At 70.1% G+C, this 25,011-nt stretch carries 21 protein-coding genes; 1 reads left to right on the top strand and 20 read right to left on the bottom strand.

Going from position 1 to position 25,011, the window contains the following annotated elements:
- Position 1 precedes the first annotated feature (1 nt).
- The 17 genes from pgsA to H6A07_RS08345 form a co-directional block, all read right to left on the bottom strand.
- Entirely contained in the window at positions 2-595 is a 594-nt protein-coding gene (gene pgsA, locus H6A07_RS08425; RefSeq protein WP_204814481.1) for a CDP-diacylglycerol--glycerol-3-phosphate 3-phosphatidyltransferase, read from the bottom strand.
- A 1-nt stretch (position 596) separates the two neighbouring features.
- A complete protein-coding gene (gene rimO / locus H6A07_RS08420) occupies positions 597-1,862 on the bottom strand; it encodes a 30S ribosomal protein S12 methylthiotransferase RimO (RefSeq protein ID WP_239471185.1) in 1,266 nt (421 codons plus the stop codon).
- A gap of 69 nt (positions 1,863-1,931) precedes the next feature.
- Positions 1,932-2,429: a YajQ family cyclic di-GMP-binding protein gene (locus H6A07_RS08415; RefSeq protein WP_204814479.1), complete on the bottom strand. Its 498-nt coding sequence runs from the start codon at positions 2,427-2,429 to the stop codon at positions 1,932-1,934.
- 41 nt (positions 2,430-2,470) lie between these two features.
- Positions 2,471-4,033, bottom strand: a complete 1,563-nt coding sequence (locus H6A07_RS08410) for a helix-turn-helix domain-containing protein (protein ID WP_204814478.1) — start codon at positions 4,031-4,033, stop codon at positions 2,471-2,473.
- Between the two features lies 1 nt (position 4,034).
- Positions 4,035-6,536, bottom strand: coding sequence for an FtsK/SpoIIIE family DNA translocase (locus tag H6A07_RS08405; protein ID WP_204814477.1), 2,502 nt, complete (start codon positions 6,534-6,536; stop codon positions 4,035-4,037).
- 3 nt (positions 6,537-6,539) lie between these two features.
- The gene (locus H6A07_RS08400; RefSeq protein WP_204814476.1) at positions 6,540-8,201 is read right to left on the bottom strand and encodes a ribonuclease J; all 1,662 of its coding nucleotides are present in this window, start codon (positions 8,199-8,201) and stop codon (positions 6,540-6,542) included.
- A gap of 559 nt (positions 8,202-8,760) precedes the next feature.
- Positions 8,761-10,995, bottom strand: a complete 2,235-nt coding sequence (locus H6A07_RS08395) for a polyribonucleotide nucleotidyltransferase (protein WP_204814475.1) — start codon at positions 10,993-10,995, stop codon at positions 8,761-8,763.
- Positions 10,996-11,124: 129 nt separating this feature from the next.
- Complete coding sequence (rpsO, locus tag H6A07_RS08390; protein WP_204814474.1) at positions 11,125-11,403, bottom strand: 30S ribosomal protein S15; 279 nt, start codon at positions 11,401-11,403, stop codon at positions 11,125-11,127.
- Between the two features lie 165 nt (positions 11,404-11,568).
- Positions 11,569-12,318 carry a DNA repair protein RecO gene (gene recO / locus H6A07_RS08385; protein ID WP_204814473.1) on the bottom strand — a complete coding sequence of 250 codons (750 nt, stop codon included), beginning with the start codon at positions 12,316-12,318 and terminating at the stop codon, positions 11,569-11,571.
- A 3-nt stretch (positions 12,319-12,321) separates the two neighbouring features.
- The gene (era, locus tag H6A07_RS08380) at positions 12,322-13,233 is read right to left on the bottom strand and encodes a GTPase Era (RefSeq protein ID WP_204814472.1); all 912 of its coding nucleotides are present in this window, start codon (positions 13,231-13,233) and stop codon (positions 12,322-12,324) included.
- Positions 13,234-13,249: 16 nt separating this feature from the next.
- Positions 13,250-13,630 (bottom strand): diacylglycerol kinase family protein, encoded by a 381-nt coding sequence (locus tag H6A07_RS08375; RefSeq protein ID WP_204814471.1) that lies wholly within the window; start codon positions 13,628-13,630, stop codon positions 13,250-13,252.
- The gene (ybeY, locus tag H6A07_RS08370; protein WP_204814470.1) at positions 13,627-14,142 is read right to left on the bottom strand and encodes an rRNA maturation RNase YbeY; all 516 of its coding nucleotides are present in this window, start codon (positions 14,140-14,142) and stop codon (positions 13,627-13,629) included. The genes H6A07_RS08375 and ybeY overlap by 4 nt, the downstream gene beginning before the upstream one ends.
- On the bottom strand, positions 14,139-15,098 hold the full coding sequence (locus H6A07_RS08365) for a PhoH family protein (RefSeq protein ID WP_204814469.1): 960 nt from the start codon (positions 15,096-15,098) through the stop codon (positions 14,139-14,141). Before H6A07_RS08365 ends, ybeY begins: the two co-directional genes overlap by 4 nt.
- A gap of 202 nt (positions 15,099-15,300) precedes the next feature.
- Positions 15,301-16,566, bottom strand: coding sequence for a MiaB/RimO family radical SAM methylthiotransferase (locus H6A07_RS08360; protein ID WP_204814468.1), 1,266 nt, complete (start codon positions 16,564-16,566; stop codon positions 15,301-15,303).
- A complete protein-coding gene (gene dnaJ, locus H6A07_RS08355) occupies positions 16,563-17,801 on the bottom strand; it encodes a molecular chaperone DnaJ (protein WP_204814467.1) in 1,239 nt (412 codons plus the stop codon). Before dnaJ ends, H6A07_RS08360 begins: the two co-directional genes overlap by 4 nt.
- Before the next feature lie 69 nt (positions 17,802-17,870).
- A complete protein-coding gene (locus tag H6A07_RS08350) occupies positions 17,871-18,950 on the bottom strand; it encodes a DnaJ domain-containing protein (protein WP_204814466.1) in 1,080 nt (359 codons plus the stop codon).
- Positions 18,951-19,020: 70 nt separating this feature from the next.
- The gene (locus tag H6A07_RS08345; RefSeq protein ID WP_204814465.1) at positions 19,021-19,491 is read right to left on the bottom strand and encodes a deoxycytidylate deaminase; all 471 of its coding nucleotides are present in this window, start codon (positions 19,489-19,491) and stop codon (positions 19,021-19,023) included.
- A gap of 299 nt (positions 19,492-19,790) precedes the next feature.
- Between H6A07_RS08345 and H6A07_RS08340 the strand changes: the two genes are divergently transcribed.
- Entirely contained in the window at positions 19,791-20,723 is a 933-nt protein-coding gene (locus H6A07_RS08340) for a GIY-YIG nuclease family protein (protein WP_204814464.1), read from the top strand.
- Between the two features lie 119 nt (positions 20,724-20,842).
- On the opposite strand, the gene hemW is transcribed toward H6A07_RS08340, so the two are convergent.
- From hemW to lepA, 3 genes are all read right to left on the bottom strand, one after another.
- A complete protein-coding gene (hemW, locus tag H6A07_RS08335; RefSeq protein WP_239471173.1) occupies positions 20,843-22,057 on the bottom strand; it encodes a radical SAM family heme chaperone HemW in 1,215 nt (404 codons plus the stop codon).
- A gap of 130 nt (positions 22,058-22,187) precedes the next feature.
- The gene (locus H6A07_RS08330; RefSeq protein WP_440589998.1) at positions 22,188-23,189 is read right to left on the bottom strand and encodes a tRNA dihydrouridine synthase; all 1,002 of its coding nucleotides are present in this window, start codon (positions 23,187-23,189) and stop codon (positions 22,188-22,190) included.
- Positions 23,186-24,997 (bottom strand): translation elongation factor 4, encoded by a 1,812-nt coding sequence (gene lepA / locus H6A07_RS08325; protein WP_204814537.1) that lies wholly within the window; start codon positions 24,995-24,997, stop codon positions 23,186-23,188. The genes H6A07_RS08330 and lepA overlap by 4 nt, the downstream gene beginning before the upstream one ends.
- Positions 24,998-25,011: the final 14 nt, after the last annotated feature.

Genomic DNA, 25,011 nt, shown 5'->3' with positions numbered 1-25,011 from the left:
CTCACTCCCCGAAGACGACGTGGCGCGCGTTCCAGAAGTACTGGACGCCCGAGACCACCGTGAGCACGACGGCGGCCACCATGAGCGCGCGGGCGACGAGGTCGACCATGCCCCCGAGCCCCTGGAGCCCCGTCGCGAGCAGCGCGTAGGCGAGGTAGTAGCCGCACAGCGACACCATCGTGACCGCCGTCTTGGCCTTGCCGAGCCCGTCGGCGGCGATGACCTGGCCGTTCGCGCCGGCGACCATGCGCAGGGCGCTCACGAGGAACTCTCGCACGAGGATGACGAAGACGACCCCCACGCCCACCTCGCCGCGATCGAGCAGCAGCAGGAGGGCGGAGAAGACGAGAAGCTTGTCCGCGATCGGGTCGAGGAACTTCCCGAAGTCCGTGATCTCGTCGCGGGAGCGGGCGAGGTAGCCGTCGACCTTGTCCGTGAGCGAGAGCGTGAGGTAGACGAGAAACGCCGCCACGGCGAGCGCCGGCTCGGCCGGGCCGTCCGCGAGGGCCGCCACGACCATGAACACCGGGATGAACGCGATCCTCACGCAGGTCACGACGTTGGCCGGGGTCCAGACGCCCTTATCGCCCGCCATGTCACTCGCCCCCTTCCACGAGCTCGCCGACGAGCTCGTAGCAGAACGCGTCCACGAGGTCGACGGTCACGACGTCGCCGACCGTGGCCTCCCCATACGGGATGTGGACGGCGCCGTCGGAGTCCGGCGCCTGGAACCACGCGTGGCCGATGAGCTCGGGGCCGTCCGCGCCCTCCTCCACGCCGTCCACGATCACGCGGACGCGCTCGCCCACGTGCGCCGCCGTGGCGGCAAAGCCCAGCTGCTCGGTGAGGTCGATCAGGCGCTGCGTGCGCTCGAGCTTGACGGCCTCGTCCACCTGGCCGTCCATGCGCGCCGCAGCGGTTCCCTCCTCCTGCGAGTACGCGAAGACGGAGCAGTAGTCGAAGCCCTCCGCGGCGATGAAGTCGTAGAGCTCGTCGGCCTCCTCGTCCGTCTCGCCGGGAAAGCCCGCCATGCCGGTCGTGCGCAGCACCATGCCGGGAATCTCCGTGCGCAGGCGCGAGAAGAGCGCGCGCAGCTCCTCGGGCGAGCCGGAGCGGCCCATGGCCCTGAGCACGCGCGCGGAGCAGTGCTGGATGGGGATGTCGATGTAGGGCAGCACCTCGGGGACATCCCGGATGGTGGCGATGAGCTCGTCGGTCATGCCCTCGGGCTGCAGGTAGAGCACGCGCACCCAGCCGCCGTAGGGACGCACGGCCTCCGCCACGCGCCGCAGGAGCGCGGCGAGCGTCTCCCCCTCGCCGAGGTCGCACCCCCAGACGCCCGTGTCCTGGCCGATGAGCACGACCTCGCGCACGCCGCCGGCCATGAGCGCGCGGACCTCGGAGACGACCTCCTCGGCCGGGCGGGAGTGGTAGCGGCCGCGGATGTAGGGGATCGCGCAGAAGGTGCAGAAGCGGTCGCAGCCCTCGGAGATCTTGACGAAGGCGCTCGTGCCCTCGACCGTCCGCAGGGTCTCGGGGAGCGCGTCCTTCTCGCCCGCGGAGAGCCCGAGCACCGCGCGGACCACACCGACGATGCCGTCCTCGTCCTCGGCGCGCACGAAGGCGGCGACCTCGGGGAGCTCGGCGGCGAGCGCGTCGCCGTAGCGCGACGGCACGCAGCCGCACATCACGATCGGGCAGGCGCGCACCCCCTCGGCGCGCTCCTCGGCGAGCTCGAGTGTGGCCTCGACCGACTCCTCGGTCGCCGAGGCGAGAAACGAGCACGTGTTGACGATGGCGACGTCGGCCTCGCCCGCCTCGGGCGTCTCCTCGAAGCCGTCCGCGAGCAGCAGGGCCCGCATGCGGTCGGAGTCCACCTCGTTCTTGGCGCAGCCGAGCGTGACGATGAGAAAGCGCACGGGACCCCCTCGCTAGCGGTAGTTGACGAACTGGAGCGGCTGGCCGTAGTCGCGCTGGCGCAGCTCGCCGATCACGGTCTGCAGCACGTCTTTGGAGGCCGAGCTCACGCGGAGCTTGTCGCCCTCGACCGTGGCCTTGGCCTTGAGCTTAAGGTCGCGGACGTCCTTGGCGATCTTCTTGGCGGTGTCCTGGTCGATCCCCTGGATCACGGTGCCCGTCTGGCGCACGGTCATGCCCGAGGCTGCGACCGGGTCCGCCCAGCGCACGGCCGTGAGGTCCACGCCGCGCTTCACGAGCTTGGAGCCCAGGATGTCGCGCACCTGGGACGCCACGAACTCCGAGGGCGCGGAGATCTTGAGGACGCCCTCCTTCTTGGAGAGCTCGAGCGTGGCGCCCGTCCCCTTGAGGTCGTAGCGCTGCGAGAGCTCGCGGGCGGCCTGCTGGCAGGCGTTGTCCACCTCCTGCATGTCGACCGTCGAGACGACGTCGAAGCTTGATTCCTTGGCCATGGTCTGCCTTTCCCGGGCGCGCGGCCCGCGTCGTGATGGGTCTACTGCTCGGTGGCGGCGTCGGCGTCTCCGCCGTCCGTCGTCCCGCCGTCGGTCGCGTCGGCGTCCGCGTCGTCGGGCAGGGGCGTCCCCTCGATCGTGACCGAGCCGAGCCCGCCCGCGCGCGGGGAGAGCTGGACGCGCTCGCCGTTCTTGGTCACGGTGACCACGTCGGGGTTGGCGACCTGGATCGTGATCGAGTCGTGGACGGTGTAGCTCTGGCGCCACGGCCCCGTCACGCTGTCCGCGACCTCGCTCGTGCCGTCGCAGGTGATCTCCACCCAGGAGACCGAGCCGCTCTCGATGCTCACCTCGACGACGGTCTCCTCGGGCTCGGCGTCCGCGTCGGCATCGGCGTCAGCGTCGGCGTCCTTGTCGTCGCCCACGTCCGTCGCGTCGGGCTCGGGCTCGTCCGCCTGCGCGTCGTCCGTCGCGTCCGGCTCGTCGGTCGCCGCCGGCTCGTCCGCGTCGGAGGCGCCCGCGCCGTCGACGGGGACCACCTGGGCCGGCTCGTCGGCCTGGTTGTGGCCGCCGACGCACGAGCTCACCGAGAAGAGCAGGATCGCGGTGAGGACCACGGCGAGAAGGACGATCAGGGCGAAGAGCGCGCGGCGCGGATCGGAGAGGAACTGCGCCACGACCCCGCCGCGCCGGGGAGGGCGGGAGGAGCCGCCGGAGCGGCCGCGCGCGGGGCGGCGCCTCACGTTGGGGCGCTCCACGCTGGCGATGTTGCGGGAGGAGCGCCGGCCCGAGGCGGTCGCTGCCGAAGCGTAGGGGCGCGGGCGCTCGTCGAGCCGGAGGTCGTCGGTGTACTCGCCCTCGCGGACGCGGCGGGTGCTCACGTCGTCGTGCAGGTAGAGCCTGCCGGTCCGGGCCGAGGAGCGCTCATCGCTCCCGGAGGAGGAGCGGTACTGGCGCTCGCTCAGCAGCCGGCCCGCCTGGTCCTCGCGACGGCGCCGCGAGGCGGGGGGCCGGCGCCGGGCCGTGCTCGAGGACGGGCGCTCGTGCGCGGAGGGGGCGTTGTTGGGCCGCTCGTACGGGCGCGGGCCGTAGGAGCCATACGCGCCGGCGCCGGTCAACCCCGCCGAACCGGTGCCGGTGCCAGCCAGGGGCACGGACCCCCTCGGGCGCACCATCGCCGTGGTGGCAAAGTCGCCGAGGTCGCCGGCGGGGCCGCCCCCGGTCGGCAGCAGCGGCCGGTACTCGACGTAGGCCTTGGGGCGCGAGCCGGCCTCGTTGGGCATGTCGTAGCCGGAGAGGCCGCGCCCCGACTGCGTCTGGCGGGTCCGGCGGCGCAGCTCGTGGGAGGTCGTGCCGTGACGGTGCTGGTAGACCTCCTCCTGGAAGAGGTCCACGATCTCGCGCGCGTTGAGGCCGAGGTAACGGGCGTAGCTGGAGAGCATGCCCTGCGCGTAGCCGCTCTGGGGCATGTGGTCGAAGTCGCCCTGCTCGAAGGCCACGAGCACGTCCTCGCGCAGCTTGAGCGTGCGCGAGGCCTGCGCGATGGAGAGGCCGAGCTCGCTGCGGCGCAGCGCGAGGGCCTCGCTGAAACGGGGCAGCGGCATGTCACTCGACCCCCTCGTAGGCCGCCTCGGCGGCCCTCAGCTCCTCGAGGCCGTCCTTGTCGAGCAGCACGTCGCGCGGCTTGGAGCCGTTGGCGGGCCCGACGACGCCCTTGGCCTCGAGCATGTCCATGATGCGGCCGGCGCGCGCGTAGCCCACCGAGAGGGCGCGCTGCAGCCCCGAGGTCGAGCCGAGCTGGGAGTCCACGACGATGCGCGCGGCCTCCCAGACGAGCGGATCGTCGTCCTTGGCGCCGCCGGGCTCGGAGCCGCCCGGGGTGGTGGGGACCACGGCGGTCAGGATGTCCTCGTGGTAGTCGGCGGCGACCTGGCCCCGGATGAACTCGACGGTCTTCTCGATCTCCTCGTCGGAGACCCAGCAGCCCTGCGCGCGCCTCGGCTTCTTGCCGCGGAGCTTGACGAGCATGTCGCCCTTGCCCAAGAGCTGCTCGGCGCCCTTCTGGTCGAGGATGATGCGCGAGTTGATGGAGTTGTCCACCGAGAGCGCCACGCGGTTGTCGATGTTGGCGCGGATGAGGCCCGTGACGACGTCGGCTGAGGGGCGCTGCGTGGCCACGATCAGGTGGATGCCCGCCGCGCGGCCGAGCTGCGCGATGCGCACGATCGAGGACTCCACGTCCTTGCCGGCGACCATCATGAGGTCGGCGAGCTCGTCGATCACGATGACGAAGTACGGCATGTGCTTGGGGGGGTTGTCCATCTCCGCGTACTTCTCGCCGTCCACGTTCCTGTTGAAGGTCTTGATGTCGCGGACCTTGTAGTGCTCGAAGACCTTGAGGCGCCGCTCCATCTCGGTCACGCCCCACTGCAGGGCGCTCGCCGCCTGCCGCGGCTCGGTCACGACCGGCACGTAGAGGTGCGGCAGGCCCGCGTAGCCCGTGAACTCCACGCGCTTGGGGTCCACCATGATCAGGCGCACCTGCTCGGGCGTGGCGCGCATGAGCATGGACATGATGATGGCGTTGAGCAGCACCGACTTGCCCGAGCCGGTGGTGCCGGCCACGAGCAGGTGCGGCAGGCCCGCCAGGTCCACCACGATCGGCCGGCCCTCGGAGTCGCGCCCGAAGGCGCAGTCGAGCGGGCCGCCCGTGGCGTACGGGAGCACGTCCGAGAGGAAGACCGGCTGGGGCTTCTCGTTGGGGATCTCGATGCCCACGAGCGAGGTGCCCGGGATCGGCGCGAAGATGCGGACCGACTTGGCGGCGAGCGAGAGGGCGATGTCGTCCTCGAGGTTGACGATCTTGCTCACGCGCTCGCCCTCGCCCATGGAGATCTTGAACGTGGTGACCGAGGGGCCGGCGATCCAGCCCTCCACGCGCGAGGTGAGGCCGAACTCCTCGAGCGTGCCCTGCAGGCGCTCCGCCGTGGCCTTGAGCTCGGCGTCGCCCGCGTAGGACGCGCCGGCGTCCGGGTTCTCGCGGAGGATGGAGAGCGGCGGGAGCTGGTAGGACTCGTCGGCGTCGCCAGGGCGCGAGAGGGTGGCGGGGGGACGCTCCGGGGAGGCCTCCTTGGCCGAGGGGCGCCGGGAGGCGTCGAGAAACGCGGGCACGCCCGCCTTGGCGCGCCCGGAGGAGGCGTCACGCCCGGCCTCGCGGCCCTTCTCGCCGAGCCTGCCGGACTTCCGCTCGGGCGCAGCCGGGCGCTCGAGGACGGTCGTGGCGGGCTGCGCGTCGTCGAGCAGGGTGGCCTCCACGTCCTCGTGGCGGCGCGCACCGCGCTTGAGCACGCTCGTCTTGCGGTTGCCGATGAAGGACGTCGCGGCCTCGGGGGCCGCCTCGTCGTCGAAGAGGGAGGGCGCCGCCTCCGCCGCGCCGGGCTCACCCTGGTCGGCGGCGGCGTCGATGATCCGGCGCTCGCGGCGCGCCTGGGCGCGCTCCTCGTGGCTCTGCGCGGCGGCGGCGAGGCGCTCGCGCGCCCGCGAGACGGCGCCGGAGATGGAGAAGCCGCACACCACGACGCCCGCCACGGCGACGCCGGCCAGCACGATGTTGCCCACGACCACGCCGACGAGCTCGAGCAGGCAGTAGGCGATCGCGCCGCCCACGTAGCCGCCGGCCTGCCGCGCGGCGGCGGGGGCGAAGATGGCCTCGGGGTCCTCGGCGGGCCCGACGAGGTTGAGCGAGATCATCGCGAGGACGGCGACCACGATCAGGGCGAGGCCGAGCGCCACGCGACCGGGCACGCCCTCGTCGCCGTCGATGAAGAAGGTGACGGCGAAGGCGAGCAGCGCCGCCGGCACGAGGGGCGCGGCCACGCCGAAGGAGAGCGCGAGAAAGTCGCGGACGGCGCTCGTCACCACGGCCGTCGAGGGGACGACGATCGTGGCGAACAGCGCCGCCGCGAGCACGACGAGGACCACGCCGATGATGTCGCCGCGCACGGTCCCGACCAGCGTCGCGGCGGGCGCGGCCTGGGGGGCGCGCCGCTGCTGGGCGCGGCCCCGGGTGCCCTTCTTTGCTGCGTTTGAGGTGCGTTTTGCGGGCATGAACTAGACCTCCATGACGACCGGGATGACCATCGGCCGCGTGTGCGTCTTGTTCCAGAGCAGGTTCGAGAGGGAGTTTCTGACGCCGCGGCGCAGCGCGTCGATGCTCGCGCCGTCGCCGGAGCCGAGGAGCTTGGCCACCTGGGCGCGCACGACCTCCTGGGCGTCGCCCTGCAGGAGCTCGTCGGCCGAGGAGGAGAGCCCCCGGCCCGATACCTCGACGGCGGACACCGAGCGGCGGCGCACGACGACGCTCGCGGTGATCACGCCGTCCGCGCCGAGCTTCTGGCGGTCGCGCAGGACCACGGGGTCGGCCTCGGTGACGGTGCCGCCGTCCACGTAGACCACGCCCGACTCCACGGCGCGGCCGCGGCGGACCTTGTGCTTGACCATCTCGAGCGAGTCGCCGTTGTCGAGCACGAAGACGTGGCTCGCGGGCACGCCCATCTGGACGCCGAGCTCGGCGTGGGCGCGCAGGTGCTGGGCCTCGCCGTGCACGGGCATGAAGTAGCGCGGGCGCGCCATCGCGAGCATGAGCTTGAGCTCCTCCTGGCTCGCGTGGCCGGAGACGTGCACCGTGCCCTTGGACTTGTCGTAGATCTCGCAGCCGATCTTGGAGAGCGCGTTGATGATCGACTGGACGCTCTTCTCGTTGCCCGGGATCGGCGTGGCAGAGATGATCACCGTGTCGGACTCGTGGATCGAGAGCGACTTGTGCTCGCCGGTGGCCATGCGCGCGAGCGCGGAGAGAGGCTCTCCCTGGCTGCCGGTGCACAGCACCACGACCTTCTCGTCCGGGATGCGGTCGACGTCGTAGGCGTCGATGATGTTCTCCTCGTCGATCTTGAGGTAGCCGAGCTCGCGTGCCACGCGGGTGTTGGTGAGCATCGAGCGGCCGGTCACGACGACCTTGCGGCCCACGGCCACGGAGGCGTCGCAGATCTGCTGCAGGCGGTGGATGTGGCTCGAGAACGCCGCCACGAAGACGCGCCCGGGGGCGTTCTTGATGACGTGGCGCAGGTCGCGGCCAACCGAGGCCTCAGACGGCGTAAAGCCGGGGCGCGTGGCGTTGGTGGAGTCGGAGAGCAAAAGGTCCACGCCGGACGCGCCGAACTTGTTGATGGCGTGGAAGTTGGGGCGGCGCCCGTCAATCGGCGTCTGGTCGAACTTGAAGTCGCCGGTGTGCATGACGGTGCCCGCCGGCGTCTGGATGAAGACGCCGAAGGCCGCCGGAATCGAGTGCGTCATCGAGAAGAACGTCACGGTGAAGGCGCCGAGCGTGATCGTGGAGCCGTCGTTGACCTCGCGGGTCTTGGGGTTCCTGATGCCGTGCTCGTCGAACTTGCCCTGGATGATGCCCAGCGTGAGCTTGCTCGAGTAGATGGGCACCTTGCGCGTGAGGTCCTGCAGCAGGTACGGCAGGGCGCCGGTGTGGTCCTCGTGGCCGTGGGTGATGATGATGCCGCGGAGCTTGTCCTCGTTCTCGAGGACGTAGGTGTAGTCGGGCAGGATGAGGTCGATGCCGGGCTGCCCCTCATCGGGGAACATCAGGCCGGCGTCGACCAGGATCATGTCGTCCCCGTACTCGAAGGCGGTCATGTTCTTGCCGATGCCGTCCAAGCCCCCCAGCGGGATGATCTTGAGCGCGATGTCTTTCTTGGGCATTCCTGGGTGGTTCCTTTCGGGTGGGTCGGTCAGATATATGAGACGGCCCCGGGGGCCGTGCCAATTCGCATACCCGTTCATCTTACCCGAGAAGGACCGACCGCTCGCCGGTTCCACGATGGCTTCACGCGTCCGGGGCTCCAGGAATCCGGGGGCTTGTCGCTGGGCGCTCTAGGAATTCGGAACCTTGTCGCAAGGTGTTCTAGGAATCGCCGCCCTTGTCGCAAAAGAATCTAGGATTTGGGGACCTTGTTGCGACATAATCTAGGAATCGCGGGCCTTGCAGCGCCGGCGGGCAGAAAACCGGACACGCGCACGGGTATGCCGCGACAAGGGCGGCCATTTCTAGAAAGCGATGTCGCAACACCCGGGATTCCTAGAGCGCCCCGCGACAAGGTCAGCGTTTTCTAGAACAACCCGCCGACAAGAACGCCCCCTCGGTAAGCGCCCCAGTCGAGTGACGGAACCGCCCCCGGCGTTTCGAAAGGAAGTTCCACGAAGTGCACTTCCTGGAGGAACGCCGGGGGCGGCTCAACTCACGTCAGAGGATGACGACGCGCTACGCTCCGTGGTGACGGCGCGGGCGCGGACGGTCCTCGCCGCCGTTGTCGCCGGGGCGACGGCGCGGCCCGCGGTGCTCGCGGCGCGGACGGTCCTTCTCGCCGCCCTCGTGGGAGCGGCCGTGACCGGCGCCGGCCGGGGCCTCGGGCTTGTCGATGCGGTCGAGGCTGATCTTGCCCTTCTCGTCGACCTCGAGGACGCGGACCTTGACCTCGTCGCCGATGTTGAGGACGTCCTCGACCTTGTCCACGCGGCCCTGGGCGACGCGGGAGATGTGGAGCAGGCCGTCCTTGCCGGGGATGAGCTCGACGAAGGCGCCGAAGGGCTGGATGCCCACGACGCGGCCGGTGTACTCCTCCCCCACCTCGGGGACCTTCACGATGGCCTTGATGCGCTCGGCCGCCGCGTCCGCCGCGTCGCCGACGCCCGCCACGAAGACGGTGCCGTCCTCCTGGATGTCGATGGAGGTGCCGGTGTCGTCCTGGATGCTGCGGATGACCTTGCCGCCCTTGCCGATGACGTCGGAAATCTTGTCGGCCGGGATGGAGAGGGTCAGGATCTTGGGCGCGCAGTCTTTGGTCTTCTCGCGCACGCCGGGCACCGCGTCGAGCATGGCGTCGAGGATGAACATGCGGCCCTCGCGCGCCTGCATGAGCGCGGAGCGCAGGATCTCCGGCGTGAGGCCGGTGGCCTTGTTGTCCATCTGCATGGCGGTGATGCCCTTGGTGGTGCCGGTCACCTTGAAGTCCATGTCGCCGAGGAAGTCCTCGAGGCCCTGGATGTCGGTGAGGACGACGGTCTTGCCCTCCTCCTGGATGAGGCCCATCGCCACGCCGGAGACCGGGCGCTTGATGGGCACGCCGGCGTCCATGAGCGCGAGCGTGGAGCCGCAGGTGGAGGCCATCGAGGAGGAGCCGTTGGACTCCATGACCTCGGAGACCACGCGGATCGTGTAGGGGAACTCGTCCTCGGACGGGATCACCGGGAGGAGCGCCCGCTCGGCGAGGTTGCCGTGGCCGATCTCGCGGCGCTTGGGGCTGCCCATGCGGCCGGTCTCGCCGGTGCAGAACGGCGGGAAGTTGTAGTGGTGGATGTAGCGCTTGCCGTCGACCGGCTCGATGGTGTCGAGGCGCTGCCACTCGTTGAGCATGCCGAGGGTGCAGACCGAGAGCACCTGGGTCTGGCCGCGCTGGAAGAGGCCGGAGCCGTGGACGCGCGGCAGGTAGTCGCCCTTGACCATGAGCGGGCGCACCTCGGTGGGCGTGCGGCCGTCCACGCGCTCGCCGGTCTCCACGACCATGAGGCGCATCGCGTGCTTCTCGAGGGCCTTGAGCTCCACGGGGATGGCGCGGCTCCACTGGGCCTGCTCCTCCTCGGTGAACTCGGCCTTGATGGCGGCCTTGAGGGCCTCGACCTTGCCGATGCGGGAGAGCTTGTCGGCGTCCTTGAGGGCGGCCTCCATCTCGTCGTAGTGGGCGAAGATGCGGTCGTGGACCTCGGGGACGGGCTCGTCGAGGACGTACTCGCGGACCGGGAACTCGCCGTTGGCCGCGCGGACCTTGTCAAAGAACTTCTTCTGCTCGGCGCAGAACGCGGCGATGGCCTCCTGGCCGAAGGCCATGGCGGCGAGCATGTCCTCCTCGGAGATCTCCTCGGCGCCGGCCTCGAGCATGGAGATGAAGCCCTCGGCGCCGCCGAGCTCGAGGTCGAGGTCGGAGTTGTCGCGCTCCTCGTAGGTGGGGTTCACGATGAACTCGTGGGTGTCGCGGTCGCGGCCGATGCGCACGCACGCGAGCGGGCCCTCGAAGGGCACGCCGCCCACGGTGAGGGCCGCGGAGGCCGCCATGACGCAGATGGTGTCCACGGGGTTGATCTGGTCGGCCACGAGCGTGGTGGCCACGACCTGGACCTCGTTGCGGAACCCGGCCGGGAAGGACGGGCGCAGCGGGCGGTCGATCATGCGGGCCGTGAGGGTGGCCTTCTCGGACGGGCGCGCCTCGCGCTTGAGGTAGCCGCCGGGGATGCGGCCCACGGCGTACATCTTCTCGATGAAGTCGACCGTCAGCGGGAAGAAGTCGTAGTCCTTGCGCTCCTTGGAGACCACCGCGGTGAGCAGGACCGTGGAGTCGCCGCACTTGACGAGGCAGGAGCCGGTGGCCTGCTTGGCCAGCTCGCCGGTCTCGAGCGCGTAGTGCTTGCCGTAGAGGTCGAACTCGTGTGTAACCTTTGCCATTTCTTTTCCCTTATCTCCGCCTGCCCCGTTGCAGGCGGGCCGTCTCGGCGGCCGGGTGGCCGCCCGTCCGCGCCGGGCGCGGACAAACCAAAGAAGGGGCGCCCTCGGGCGCCCCTCCGATTGACCGCTCTACTGGATGTTGTCGCGGATGCCGAGGCTCTTGATGAGGGTGCGGTACTCCTCGATGTTGCGAGCCTTGATGTAGGACAGCAGGCGGCGGCGCTTGCCGACGAGCATCAGCAGGCCGCGGCGGGTGTGGAAGTCCTTCGGGTGGACCTTCATGTGCTCGGTGAGGCCCTTGATGCGCTCGGTGAGCAGGGCAACCTGCACCTCGGCGGAACCGGAGTCCTTCTCTCCCTTGCCGTACTGGGCGACGAGCTCGGCCTTGCGCTCCTTGGTAACTGCCATGTCAAACCACCTTTCACAGAGATTCGCCCCGAACTGGGAAGGCCGTCAGGCAGTTGGCGGGCCTCCAGGTACGGGGTACTGACCTGCGGTATGGTACCACAGTCGCGGGCCGAGGTCCTTCTCGCCAGAAAATCCACGAAGCGTGCGGCGGCGCCCCGGGCAGCCTCACGCGCCGAGGTAGAACTCGAGTGCGCGCAGGCGGGCGTCGAGGTGCGTGGCGGCCCAGGTGTGGGCGGCGCCGAGCAGGAAGAGCGCGGTCTCAGCGTCCGCCTGGGCGGCGAGCAGCTCGTCAAAGGTGCTGGCCAGAAGCGCGCGGAGCCACGCAATCTGGCTCGGCGCGACCTCCTGGGCGCCGGCGACCTCGCGCGCGCAGCTCGCGCAGAGCACGCCCCCGGCGGCGGCCGAGAAGTACGTCACGTCGGCGTCCCCGCAGGCGCAGCAGGCAGCGAGCTCGGGACGCCATCCCCCGTGGGCGAGCACCTTCCAGACGTAGGCCGCCACCGCGAGGTCGAGATGGGCGCGGTCAGACGCCTGCTCGCAGGCGGCGAGCGCCCGCGAGCAGATCGGACAAAGGAAGGCGTCCGGGGCGTCCTCGAAGCAGGTGAGCCGCGCGACCTCGGCCACGGCGCTCGCCGCCGCCACCCGCTCGTAGTCCCCGCGCAGGCGGGCGTGCGGCTCCACGGTCTGCGCCTCGGAGACGACGTCGAGCGAGCGGCCCTCCGCGAGGAGGAAGTCGGTCTCGCAGAAGAGCTCCACGCGAGCGGCGAGGCGGCCCCCGGGCTTGCGGGCGCCCTTGGCGACGGCGCGCACCTGGCGACCGTCGGCGGCGAGCAGCGTGAGTATCAGGTCCTGCTCGGCCAGCTTGGTGCGGTCGAGCACGATCGCACGCGTGCGGTAGGTGCGCCTTCCGGCCACGCCCTACTCCTCCACCGAGTAGCCGAGGCGGCGGATCTGCCGCTCGTCGCGGCGCCACGCCGGCGAGACGCGCACCGTGAGGTCGAGAAACACCTTGCAGTTGAGCAGGCGCTCGATGTCGCGGCGCGCCTCGGTGCCCACCTGCTTGATCATCTGGCCGCCCCGACCCACGACGATGCCCTTCTGTCCCTCGCGCTCCACGAGGATCGTTGCCGTGATCGTGGCGTGGTCGTCGTCGGTGAAGTCGATGTCGTCGCAGAGCACGCCCACGGAGTGCGGGAGCTCCTGACGCAGGTGCAGAAAGAGCTTCTCGCGCACGAACTCGGCGACGAGCTCCTCGGGCGAGGCGTCCACGTCCATGTCCTCGGGAAACCACCGCGGCCCCTCGGGCAGGTGCGCGGAGACGAGCTCCACGAACGCGTCCACGTTGAAGCCCTCGGTCGCCGAGACCACGAGCTCGTCGTCGAAGTCCGCGAGCGCCCGGGCCGCCTCGAGCTGCGCGGCCACCTGCTCGGGGCCCGCGAGGTCCGCCTTCGTGAGCACGAGCAGCTTGTAGCCGGCGTCGGCGCGGGCCACGTGGTTGGCCACCCACTCGTCGCCGCGTCCCACGGGCTTGGTGGCGTCCACGAGAAAGGCCACCACGTCGGCGTCCGCGAGCTCGCCGAGGGCGCTCTTGTTGAGCTCGGAGCCCAGGGCGTCCTTGGGCTTGTGCAGGCCCGGTGTGTCGATGATCACGAGCTGGCTCGAGGGCGTGTTCACGACGGCGCGCATGCGGCGGCGCGTGGTCTGGGCGACGGGGCTCGTGATCGCGAGCTTCTCGCCCATGATGGCGTTGAGCAGCGTGGACTTGCCGGCGTTGGGACGCCCGACCAGCGCCACGAACCCGCTGGTGAAGGGCACGTTCTTCTCGGTCATGAAAACTCCTTGCAGGCTAGAGGCGCGCGATGATCGCGTTGGCGAAGACGAGCACGCCCACGATCGCCACGATCACCGAGAGCACCCACACGGCGGCGGCCGCGATGTCCTTGGCGCGGCCCGCGAGCGGGTGGAACTCCGGCGACACGAGGTCGACGACGGTCTCGACGGCGGTGTTGAGCAGCTCGGCCATGATGACCACGCCGCAGCAGAGCAGGATGATCGCCCAGCTCAGGAGGTCGAGCTGCAGCGCGAGGCCGGCCACGACCGCACAGGCGCCGGTCGCGAGCATGACCTTGATGTTGCGCTCGGTGGCGACGGCGGTGCGAAAGCCCTGGATGGCAAAGAGGAAGCTCTTGCGAAAGCCGGGGTGGTCGCTCTTCGATCCGGGGATCATGCGCCCTCCCCCTCACGGTGCCGCGTGATCACCACGCGGTCGAGCGTGCCGTCGGTGGGGATCAGTGCGAGGACGTCCGTCTCGAGGTCCTCCATCGCGGTGGCGGAGGCGTCGTCGAGGTGGTCGTGGCCGAGCAGGTGGAGCATGCCGTGGACGACGAGCAGGCGCTCCTCGTCGGCGGGGGTGGTGCCGAAGGCGGCCGCCTGCCGGGCCACGTAGCTCGGCGCGAGCACGATGTCGCCCAGCTCGCAGGGCATCTCCGGGTCGCCCGCGAGCTCGGGGTCGTCCGGGCGCTCGCACTCGAGGGACAGCACGTCGGTGGGCGCGTCGACGCCGCGCCACTCCGCGTTGAGCTCGCGCATGCGACCCTCGCCCACGTAGCTCACCGAGACCGCGCACGGCCGCGCCACGCCCTCGTGCTCCAGCACCGCGTCGCAGCAGCGGACCAGCTCGTCCTCCGTGAGCAGGGGCTCCGCGCCCTCCTCGACGTCCAGGTAGCACTCGGCGCTCATCGCTGTCCCCTCTCCTGCGCGTCCCGTTCGTAGGCGTCCACGATGCGCGCGACGAGCGCGTGGCGGACGATGTCGTTGCGGTCGAAGTCGACGAAGGAGATCCCCTCGAGCCCCTCGAGCACGCGGCGCGCGGACTCGAGGCCGCCCTCGCCGGGCAGGTCGCGCTGGGAGGCGTCGCCGGTCACGACGAAGGTGGACGAGAAGCCCAGGCGGGTGAGGAACATCTTCATCTGCTCGGGCGTGGTGTTCTGCGCCTCGTCGAGGATCACGAAGGCGTTGTTGAAGGTGCGCCCGCGCATGTAGGCGAGCGGGGCGATCTCGATGATGCCCTGCTCGATGAGGACGTTGCCCTTCTCGATGTCGGTCATGTCGAAGAGCGCGTCGTAGAGCGGGCGCACGTAGGGGTCGAGCTTCTCCGCGAGCGTGCCGGGCAGGTAGCCGAGCGACTCGCCCGCCTCCACGACCGGCCGCGCGAGCACGATGCGCCCGACCTCGCGGCGCTTGAGGGCGGCCACGGCCATCGCCATCGCGAGGTAGGTCTTGCCGGTGCCGGCCGGCCCCAGGCCGAAGGTGACGGTGTTCCTGCGGATGGAGTCCACGTAGCGCTTCTGCCCGGCCGTCTTGGGCCGGATGGCGCGCCCCCGGAAGGTGAGCAGGATGTCGTCCCCGCTGACGAGGGCCCGCTCCGCGCCGTGGCGCACCTGGTCCACGATGACGTCGACCTCGCCGGCGGTGGGCGTCTCCCCCATCTCGACCAGGCGGATGAGCCGGGAGAAGACCGAGGTCACCTGGTCCACCACGTCGGCGGGGCCGGACACGCTCACCAGGTTGCCCCGCACCGAGACCATGGCGTCGAAGCCGGACTCGATGCGCCTGAGCAGCGAGTCCGCCGGCCCCATCAGCGCGGTGGGGTCGACCGAGTCGGGGATGGTGAGACGGACCTGCGTGGGCTCCATGTTCCTCCTGGGACGGGCGTACGCCTCCGATGATAGCCCATCGGGCCCGACCGGTCGCCTCGCGGCGCGGGGGGCGTCGGCGCGGCGGACGGGGCGCGTCGGTGACTCAGGTGGAGAAATCGGACGTTTCCGGGCCGATTTGGCGAGAAGAACGTCCGTATGGTCCACCTGAGCGCGGCCGGGCGCGGCGGCGTCGCCGCGCCTAGAGCAGCTCCGCGGTCAGCGTCGCGTCGTCGCGGGCGCCGGTGAGGCGCACGGGCACGAGGCTGTCCACGGGGACCGAGGAATCGAGAAGAACGTCGAAGAGGCCGCCCGTGACGCCGCGCCCGGGCGACTGCACGACGACGAGGTCCCGCCCGCCCACGAGGCGGCGGGCCTCGGCGAGGCGCAGCTCGTCGGCAAGGGCGCGGGCACGCTCGCCCCGCGCCGCCATGACGTGCGGGTCCACCTGGCCGGCCATCGTGGCGGCCGGCGTGCCCGGGCGCCGGGAGTAGCGGAAGACGTGCATCTTGGCGAAGCGCATCTCGCGGCAGAACGCGAGCGACCGCTCGAAGTCGTCATCCGACTCGCCCGGAAAGCCCACGATGAGGTCAGTGCCGAGGGCGAGGTGCGGGAGGCGCTCGCGCGCGGTCTCCACGACGCGCCGGAAGTCCGCCGTGCGATAGACGCGCGCCATGCGGCGGAGCGTGTCGTCGCAGCCGGACTGAAGGCAGACGTGCAGGAACGGCGCCACGCGGTCGCCGGCGGCCGCCATCACGGAGCAGAGCTCGGGCGTGACGTCGGGCGGCTCGATCGACGAGAGGCGGATGCGGCCCACCGACGTCCGGGAGAGCACAAGGTCGAGCAGGGCCGGCAGGCCGAGCTCGCGGCCGGACTCGTCGGCAGCGCGGTAGCTCCCCAGGTTGATCCCCGTGAGGACGACCTCGTTCGCGCCGCGTCCCTGCGCGGCGAGCACGGACGCCAGGACCTTCTCGGGCGCCAGCGAGCGCGCGGCGCCCCGGGCCCGCCAGACGATGCAGTAGGTGCAGCGATTGTCACAGCCGTCCTGGATCATGATGCCGGGGCGGGTGCGGCCGGTCGGGGTGGGCGTCTGCGCGGCGGGGCGCTCGGCGGCGTCGCCGGCGAGCCCGAGGGCGCGCACGGCGAGCTCGGCGACCGCGCCCTTGTCCTTCTCGACCCGAACGTTGGGGGCGAGCGCGGCGAGCTCGTCGGCAAAGAGGTTGGCCACGCAGCCCGTGGCGATGACGAGCGGCGCGCCCGGCAGCGACGCGGCGCGGCGCACGGCCTTGCGGGTCTTGGCCTCGGCCTCGCCGGTGACGGCGCAGGTGTTGACGATCACGACGTCGGCGTCGCGCTCGCCGACCAGGGTCGCGCCCGCCGCCTCGAGGTCGAGCGCCATCCGGTCGAGCTCGACGCGGTTGACGCGGCACCCGAGGTTGACCAGGGCGACGCCGCGCGCCTCCCTCACCTGCGCCCGCCCTTGAAGGGGTTCTTGGGCGCGTGCCAGCGCTCCTTGGAGAAGTGCTCGGCCACGTTCTCCGCGGCGGCGGAGAAGCCCCGCGGCTCGTCGTCCTTCTCGGCCTTCCCGTCCTTCTCGCCCGTCGGCTCCGGGCCGAGCCCCCGCTCGGCGACGATCGAGGCGACGTCAAGCAGCTGCTTTCTGGTGAGGTCGCGCGGGACCTCGATCTGGACCACGGCGACGAGGCTGCCGCGGGCGACCATGCCCGTGCGCGGCATGCCGCGGCCCTCCACGGCGATGCGCTGGCCGAACTGGCAGCCGGCCGGCACCTCCACGGTGACGCGCTCGCCCTCCATGATGCCGTCGATCGTGACCGAGGTGCCCACGATCGCCTGGAGCGCGTCGACCTTCACGGTACAGTAGAGGTCGTCGCCCTGCCGCTCGAAGCGCTCGTTCTCGGCGACCTCCACGCTCACGACGAGGTTGCCGCAGGCGTCGCCGCGCAGGCCCGCCTCGCCCTTGCCCTCGACGGTGAGCGTCTGGCCGGAGTGGACGCCGGCGGGCACCTTGACCTCGACCTTCTCGCGCGAGGGGGTGCGCCCCTGGCCCCCGCAGGTGTCGCAGGGGTGGTCGATGACCTGGCCCTGGCCGTGGCAGACCGGGCAGGTGGTCTGGGTCTGCATCTGGCCGAAGATCGTGCGCTGGACCTCGACCACGCGGCCGGTGCCGTGGCAGCGCTCGCACGCGTGGAGCTTGCCGCCCTCGGCGGCGCCGGTTCCGTTGCAGTCCTCGCACGGCGCGAGGCGCGTGTAGGCCACCGTCTTGGTGCAGCCGGCGGCCGCCTCCTCGAGCGTGACCGTGAGACGGATGCCCATGTCGCGGCCGCGCGTGCGCTGGGCGGCGCCGGAGGAGCCGCGACCGCCCATGCCCCCGAAGAACGAGTCGAAGATGTCGCCGAAGCCGAAGCCCCCGCCGCCGAAGATGTCAGAGACGTCGACGTAGTCGGAGCCGAAGCCCGCCGGCCCGTTCGGGTCGCCGTAGCGGTCGTAGTTGGCGCGCTTCTGGTCGTCGGAGAGCACGGTGTAGGCCTCGTTGACCTCCTTGAAGCGCTCCTCGGCGTCCGGCGAGTCGTTCACGTCCGGATGCAGCGTGCGCGCCTTCTTGAGAAAGGCCCGCTTGATCGTCTTTGCGTCCGCGTCGCGAGGCACCTCGAGCACCTCGTAGTAGTCCCTCTTTGGTTCCACGGTTTCCCTATCACCCCAGACGTACGTGACACAGCGCGGCGGGACGGCGCGCCCCGCCGAAAGGCAAGCTTAGATGAGGAAGTAATACGGCCTCATGGTGCACGAGAACATCATCGCCATGAAGAGCGCCATGAGAAGGCCGTTGGAGAGGCCGTTGAGCGCCGCCATGCCGGCGTTTCTCCACCAGCGGCGCGAGGCCCTGAGCCCGTCGCGCGCCACGAGGTAGACCCCGAAGCCGACGACAAGGACGACGAAGACCGCGAGCGAGGCGAGCGTGCCGGTGACGAGCCCGAACGCGACGAACGGCAGCGCGAAGCCGATGAGGTTGCAGCCGCTCGCCTGGCGGCGGGTCAGGCGCTCCTCGGGCACGCAGACCCGGCAGACGAAGTCGCCGGCCTCAGAGCCGTTGGTGCCCGCGTTGCCCATGCCGGGAACGCGCACCTCGTCACCGTCGTGGGCGCCCTCCGGGACCTCCACGACGACCTCGCTCGCCGTGAGCGTGCGGCCGGAGCCGCCGCAGGCCGAGCACGGGTCGGCGACGACGCGCCCGGTGCCCTCGCACTCCGGGCAGGTCATGGCCATGACGCCGAAGATGCCGGTGTCCACGGTGATGTTGCCGCGACCCCCGCAGGTGGGGCAGGTCTCGGGGTGGGCCGACTCGACGGAGCCCGAGCCGTGGCAGACGTCGCAGGGGGCGTAGCGCTGGTAGGTGACGCCGCGCCGCGCGCCCTTGGCCGCCGTCTCGGCGTCGACCGTGAGCTCGTAGACGACGTCCGCGCCGGCGCGGGGCCGGTAGGCGCGCGAGCGGCGCCGCGAGGTCGTGCCGCCGAAGGGCCCCCAGCCGAAGGGGCCGCCGAAGCCGAACGGGTCGGAGTAGCCGCCCTGCTGGCTCGGGGCGCCGCCGTAGCCGGCCCCCGCGAAGGGGTTGCCGGAGCGCATGGCGTCGTAGCGCTTGCGCTTGTCGGGATCGGAGAGGACCGCGTAGGCCTCGGAGACCTCCTTGAACCTCTCCTCGGCGTCGGGCGCCTTGTTGACGTCCGGGTGGAGCTTGCGTGCCTTCTGTTGGAAGGCCTTGCGGATGTCCTCCGTGGAGGCGTCCTTCTCGACGCCGAGGATGGCGTAGTAGTCCTTGTCGTTCATCGATGCCATGTGGCGGGTCCCCCGTATGCGCGGTGCTCGGTGCTCACAACTTTTTTAGTATAACCGCGCGCGCCGGCCTCTATTCAGAAAGCGCAATCTGGCGATATGCGACGCCGCAGCGCTGGAGGATGTTCTTGGAGATGAGGTTGTCCTCGGTGCCGTCGTACTTGTCGTCCAGGTAGACTACCTCGCCGATGCCCGCCTGCACGAGGGTCTTGGCGCACTCGTGGCACGGGAAGAGCGTCACGTAGACCGTCGCCTCGGTCATGTCCTTGAGCGAGCCGCGGTAGTTGAGGATGGCGTTGGCCTCGGCGTGGATCACGTAGTTGTGCTTGTCGTGCAGGGGGTCCTCGGCGGTGCCCCAGGGGAACTCGTCGTCGTTGAGCGCGGAGGGCGTGCCGTTGTAGCCCACGCTGAGGATGCGGTGGTTGGTGTCCGCGATGCAGGCGCCGACCTGCGTGTTGGGGTCCTTGCTGCGCAGGCTGGCCGCCACGGCCACGCGCATGAAGAACTCGTCCCAGCTGATGACGTCGACGCGCTTGCCCGGCATGGTGTCCCCTCTCGACGGCGTTTGTCCTGCTAGCATGGCGCATTTGTGGTTCGCGCGCAACTCGGGGAATCTGTCCGCTGCCTCGAATCCCGACTCACGCACGCCCAAGCGCTCTGTTGAGAGCACGCAAGTAGGGATTTACCGTCTTTCGGACAAGAATCCCGACCCACGCGCTCTCGTCAGCAGGCGCAACTCGGTTTTTGGACAAAGCTCAGACGAGAAGGGCGCGAAGCAGCAAGGCGGCTCGCCGCCCGGGCGATTCGTGCCACACTGGACCCACGACCCCCTTGGGCGGTGCCATGAAGCCGAGCCACGACACGTTGGATGCGCCCATTTCCGCTCTGCCGCTCCTGGGCATTACCGAGAAGAACGTCGGAAGCTACTCGGTCAGGCTCAACAAGATTCTCCCCCAGCTCAATCCCTTCTCACTGCCACGAGAGGCGCTGTACGACCACCTCTTTGGCCACCGGTGGTCCGACAAGGAAAAGAACCGCCGCTACCACATACACGGCGAGCGCGTGCTCCAGTTCCTGCAGCTGGGGCAGGATTCTTCTCAGTACCTGTTCATGGGCTGCTTTTCCATGGCGGGAATGAGCGTGGTGAAAGGCCACGACGGCCCCCTCGATCTCGTCTACGACTGGCGGGGACATGAGGTTGAAGGCCTTGCGCCTTTTGTCGGGCGTCTCGTGATCAGCTACAGGCGTGACAAGGGATACACGGGCATGGACTTTGACCTCGCCAACCCCAAGAACGCGAGGAGTTTTCTCGAGCGGGCCGTCGTCCACAGCGTCAGGCCGACACCGCTCCGCGTGAGGCCGTTTCCGGGCTATGACCAGGTGCGCCTCTCGCATCCCGAGCTGGTCGCCGCCGTGCAGGACGGAGCGTGGCAAGTCGCCCTGGGCAACGTGCAGGGCGTGTACCTCCAGACCGACCTCTCCAACGGGTGGCACTATGTCGGCGCCGCATACAGCAAGGCCGGGGAGCGAACGGGGCTGCTCTCGCGGCTGACCGAGTACGCCTTCGGCGATCACACGGGTGACAACCTGCAGCTCAAGCAGATTCCCGACGCAACAAGCCACATCGAGCGCTACTTCCAGTACTCGATTCTGGAAGTGTTCGACATGAAAGCGGACGCACACACCATAGTCGAGCGCGAGCACTGGTGGATGCAGACGCTCAGCTCGGTGCGCCACCTCGACGACCCGTACCCCCACGGCTACAACACCCTCTAAACAAACCGCCGACATGCCGGCGCTGCAAAACGGCGAAGCAGGAGCAATTGCGGAAAACGAGCACTCTCAAGGAGCGTTTTTCCGTAGACGCTCCGTCTCGACGAGAGCGGGGACGGCGGCTAGCAGCGGGCGGTCGTGACCTCGCCGGGGGCAAGGTCCCAGAGGGCGCCGTAGAGCTCGTTGCCGAGGAGCCAGCCCCGCTCGGTGGGCGCGAGCCGGCCGTCCCTCTCGGCCAGAAGGTCGCGGGCGAGAAGGTCGTCGAGGGTGTCATCGAAGCGGGCGCCGAGGAGCTCCTGCGCGCGCGCCACGAGCTCGGGACGCAGGCCCTCCGTCAGGCGCGCGCCGAGCATGAGGTCCTCCGCCACGGCCTGGGGCTCGCTCAGGTACTCGAGCGAGAAGGACAGCGCGGAGAGGCGCGGGTCCTCGGCGAGGTCCCGGCGGCCCGTCTCCACCGTGAGGCGCGCACGGGCGGTGCCTGAGGCCGGCGCGGGCAGCTGCGGGCAGGCTTCCCGAAGTCTCAGGTACTCCTCGAGGTTGAGCATGCTCGAGGCTCCGGTGCCGAGACCCACGTAGGAGGCGCCGGTCCAGTAGGCCTTGTTGTGACGGCACTCCTTACCTGGCCGGGCATAGCTCGCCACCTCGTAGCGGGCCAGGCCAAAACCCTCAAGCACGACCTGAGCCTGCATCATCCGCTCGGCCTGCACCTCGGGGTCGTTCCACGCGCAGGGGTCGTCGGCGTAGCGCCGGTCGAGCGCCGTCCCTTCCTCGATCTGGAGGGGGTAGACGCTCACGTGGCCCACGCCGAGTGCCGCGGCCGCCGCGAGGGTGCGCGCCCAGCTCTCCCCCGTCTGCCCCGGAGTCGCGCACATGAGGTCGAGCGAGACGTCGAGGCCGCTCGCCAAGGCGGCCGCCACCCGCTCCCGCGCACACGCCGCGTCATGGAGGCGCCCTAGCTCGGCGAGCTCGGCGTCATCGAGGCTCTGCACGCCGATCGAGAGCCGCGTGGCGCCGGCCGCGCGCGCGGCGAGAAGGACCTCGTCGGCGAGCGAGTCCGGGTTGGCCTCGCAGGTGAGCTCGGAGGGGGCCGCCAGCCCCACGACCCTCTCGATCAGCGAGCCGAGGTCCTTCTCGCCCAGAAGCGTCGGCGTGCCCCCGCCGACGTAGGCCGTCTCGCAGCCCTCGAGCAGACCGAGCGCCGCCACGTCGTCCAGCTGCGCCTCGAGCGCGCGCACGTACGCGCCCATGAGCGGGTCGTCCGCAAGCGTGGCCCACGAGGCGAAGTCACAGTACGCGCACTTCCGCGCGCAGAACGGTATGTGCAGGTAGAGCGCCATGGTCATCCACCGGGTCGGGGTCTGATAACGTGCAGAATCAAGCACAACTTTCTATATCCGCAGATAAAAATAACGCACTTGTCGAATTTTGCACGTTATTCGCGGACGGCACACGCGCGGGCGGCCCCACCTAGCACACGTGCGCGCGGACCTCAGCGGCGACGGCGAGGAACTCCTCCGCCGTCTCGCAGCCCATGGCGGCGTTGCGCCAGCGCGCGGCGTCGGGCATGCCCTTGAAGTACCAGCCGGCGAGGCTGCGGGCCCGCTTGAGGTGGGCGCCCGTGGCCTCGAGCAGGCGCACGTGGCACTCGAAGGCCGCGATCCTCTCGGCGGCGCTCGGCTCGTGGCCCGAGAAGACCCACGGGTTGCCGTAGGTGCCGCGCGCCACCATCACAGCCGAGGCATCGGTCTCGGCAAGCGCGCGCAGCGCGGCCGCGTGCGAGAGGATATCTCCCGAGGCGATGACCGGCACCGAGACCGCGTCCGCCACGCGGTCGATGACGCCCCAGTCGGCCTCACCGTGATACATCTGCGTGGCAAAGCGCCCGTGCACGGCCACCGCCGCCGCTCCGGCGTCCTCCATCGCACGCGCGAACTCGGGCGCCACCTCCTGGCCCGCGTAGCGCCCGCGCCGGATCTTCACCGTCACGGGCACGTCCGGCGCGCCCGCGCGGCACGCGCGCACGATCTCCGCCGCGAGCCCGGGGCTCTCCAGCAGCGCCGAGCCCTCGCCCTTCTTGGTCACCTTGGGCACCGGACACGCCATGTTGACGTCGATGAGCGCGAGCTTGCCGCCCAGCCGCGCCGCCACGCGCTCGGCGGCCTCGCGGAAGAGCTCGGGCCTGGAGCCGAAGAGCTGCACCGCGATGTCGGGCTCGGCCGGGTCGGGGTCGACGAGCTCCCAGCTCTTCTCGCCGTAGTGGAGCCCCGCGCAGGACACCATCTCCGAATAGGCCAGTGCAGCGCCGCCCGCGCGCGCCATGAGGCGGTAGGCCGCGTCGGAGACGCCCGCCATCGGCGCCATGAGAAGCTTGCTCGCAAGCTCGCCGTCCCACGCGGGCAGCGCGGGGCAGAGCGCGGCGGCGGGGGCGTAGGCGGCCAGGACCTCGGCGGCCGTCATGCGCTCGCTCACTGGTCGTCCACCTTGAGGACGGCGAGAAACGCCTCCTGCGGCACTTCCACGGAGCCGATCTGCTTCATGCGCTTCTTGCCCTCCTTCTGCTTCTCCAGGAGCTTGCGCTTGCGCGAGATGTCACCGCCGTAGCACTTGGCCAGCACGTCCTTGCGCACGGCCTTGACGGTGCTTCTCGCGATGATCTTGTTGCCGATGGCGCCCTGGATGGGCACCTCGAACTGCTGGCGCGGGATGATCTCCTTGAGCTTGTCGCAGAGGCCGCGTGCCATCGCGTAGGCCTTGTCGCGGTGGACGATGAAGCTGAGGGCGTCCACCTCGTCGCCGGAGAGCAGAATGTCGAGCTTCACGAGGTCGGACGGGCGGTAGTCGCTGAACTCGTAGTCCAGGCTCGCGTAGCCCTTGGTGCGGCTCTTGAGCTGGTCGAAGAAGTCGAGGATGAGCTCTGCCAACGGGATGTCGAAGTGCATCTCCACGGACTTCTCGGTGAGGTAGACCATGTTCTGCGTGACGCCGCGATGCTCGATCGCGAGCTGCATGACCGCGCCCGTGTACTCGGGCGGCACGATGACCTTGGCTTTGAGGAACGGCTCCTCGATGCGCTCGATGCGCGTGACGTCCGGCAGGTCCTGCGGGCTGCGGACCTCCAGCATCTCGCCGTCGGTCTTGTAGACGTGGTAGTCCACGGACGGCGAGGTGGCGATGAGCGACAGGGCGAACTCGCGCTCCAGGCGCTCCTTCACGACCTCCATGTGCAGGAGCCCCAGAAAGCCCACGCGGAAGCCGAAGCCGAGCGCCACAGAGGTCTCGGGGCTCCACGTGAGGGAGGGGTCGTTCACGCGCAGCTTCTCCAGAGCGTCGCGCAGGTTCTCGTAGTCCTTGTTGTCCACCGGGAAGAGGCCCGTGTAGACCATCGGCTTGGCCTCGCGGTAGCCCGGCAGCGCCTCGGCGCAGGGCCGGTCGGCCCCGGTGAGCGTGTCGCCCACCCGCACGGCCTCGGGGTCCTTGAGCCCGGTCACGACGAAGCCGACCTCGCCGACGCCCAGCTCGTCCACAAGCTGCTCGGCCGGACGCTTGACGCCCACGCCGTCCACGAGGAACCCCTCGCCGGCCTGCATCATGGCGAGCTGGTCGCCCTTGGCGATGTGGCCGTCAAAGACGCGCACCGTGGCCACGACACCGCGGTACTCGTCGAAGTAGGAGTCCAGGATGAGGGCCTTGAGCGGCGCGTCGTAGTCGCCGGTGGGCGGCGAGACGAGAAGGACGATGGCCTCGAGCAGGTCGTGGATGCCCTCGCCGGTCTTGCCGGAGACGCACACGGCGTCGTCGGCCGGGATGGCCAGGTCCTCCTCGATCTCCTCCTTGACCTCGTCGGGGTGGGCGCTCGGCAGGTCAATCTTGTTGATCGCCGGCACGATGTCGAGGTTCGCGTTCATCGCCAGGTTGGCGTTGGAGACGGTCTGCGCCTCCACGCCCTGGGTAGCGTCCACCACGAGCACCGCGCCCTCGCACGCCGCGAGGCTGCGGGAGACCTCGTAGGTGAAGTCCACGTGGCCCGGCGTGTCGATAAGGTTGAACTGGTAGGTCTCGCCGTCGTCGGCGTCGTAGGTCACGCGGACGGCGTTGGACTTGATCGTGATGCCGCGCTCGCGCTCGATGTCCATCGTGTCCAGCAGCTGCGCCTCCATGTCGCGCTCCTCCACCGTGTGGGTGAGCTCGAGGATGCGGTCCGAGATGGTGGACTTGCCGTGGTCGATGTGCGCAACGATCGAGAAGTTGCGGATATGTGAGGTATCGGTCGTAGACATGAGGTGAATGATAG

Origin of the sequence: Olsenella uli (assembly GCF_016899935.1) — a bacterium.
GTDB lineage: Bacteria > Actinomycetota > Coriobacteriia > Coriobacteriales > Atopobiaceae > Thermophilibacter > Thermophilibacter uli_B.
Note: the sequence above shows the minus strand (reverse complement) of the source record. Positions and strands in the feature narration are given on the sequence as shown.

Coding starts and splice junctions, on each gene's coding strand:
- H6A07_RS08395 (WP_204814475.1), bottom strand. CDS start 10,995: ATGGCAAAGGTTACACACGAGTTCGACCTCTACGGCAAGCACTACGCG.
- H6A07_RS08400 (WP_204814476.1), bottom strand. CDS start 8,201: ATGCCCAAGAAAGACATCGCGCTCAAGATCATCCCGCTGGGGGGCTTG.
- H6A07_RS08340 (WP_204814464.1), top strand. CDS start 19,791: ATGAAGCCGAGCCACGACACGTTGGATGCGCCCATTTCCGCTCTGCCG.
- pgsA (WP_204814481.1), bottom strand. CDS start 595: ATGGCGGGCGATAAGGGCGTCTGGACCCCGGCCAACGTCGTGACCTGC.
- lepA (WP_204814537.1), bottom strand. CDS start 24,997: ATGTCTACGACCGATACCTCACATATCCGCAACTTCTCGATCGTTGCG.
- H6A07_RS08410 (WP_204814478.1), bottom strand. CDS start 4,033: ATGCCGCTGCCCCGTTTCAGCGAGGCCCTCGCGCTGCGCCGCAGCGAG.
- ybeY (WP_204814470.1), bottom strand. CDS start 14,142: ATGAGCGCCGAGTGCTACCTGGACGTCGAGGAGGGCGCGGAGCCCCTG.
- H6A07_RS08365 (WP_204814469.1), bottom strand. CDS start 15,098: ATGGAGCCCACGCAGGTCCGTCTCACCATCCCCGACTCGGTCGACCCC.
- era (WP_204814472.1), bottom strand. CDS start 13,233: ATGACCGAGAAGAACGTGCCCTTCACCAGCGGGTTCGTGGCGCTGGTC.
- rimO (WP_239471185.1), bottom strand. CDS start 1,862: ATGCGGGCCCTGCTGCTCGCGGACGGCTTCGAGGAGACGCCCGAGGCG.
- H6A07_RS08405 (WP_204814477.1), bottom strand. CDS start 6,536: ATGCCCGCAAAACGCACCTCAAACGCAGCAAAGAAGGGCACCCGGGGC.
- rpsO (WP_204814474.1), bottom strand. CDS start 11,403: ATGGCAGTTACCAAGGAGCGCAAGGCCGAGCTCGTCGCCCAGTACGGC.
- H6A07_RS08375 (WP_204814471.1), bottom strand. CDS start 13,630: ATGATCCCCGGATCGAAGAGCGACCACCCCGGCTTTCGCAAGAGCTTC.
- hemW (WP_239471173.1), bottom strand. CDS start 22,057: ATGGCGCTCTACCTGCACATACCGTTCTGCGCGCGGAAGTGCGCGTAC.
- H6A07_RS08350 (WP_204814466.1), bottom strand. CDS start 18,950: ATGGCATCGATGAACGACAAGGACTACTACGCCATCCTCGGCGTCGAG.
- H6A07_RS08415 (WP_204814479.1), bottom strand. CDS start 2,429: ATGGCCAAGGAATCAAGCTTCGACGTCGTCTCGACGGTCGACATGCAG.
- H6A07_RS08345 (WP_204814465.1), bottom strand. CDS start 19,491: ATGCCGGGCAAGCGCGTCGACGTCATCAGCTGGGACGAGTTCTTCATG.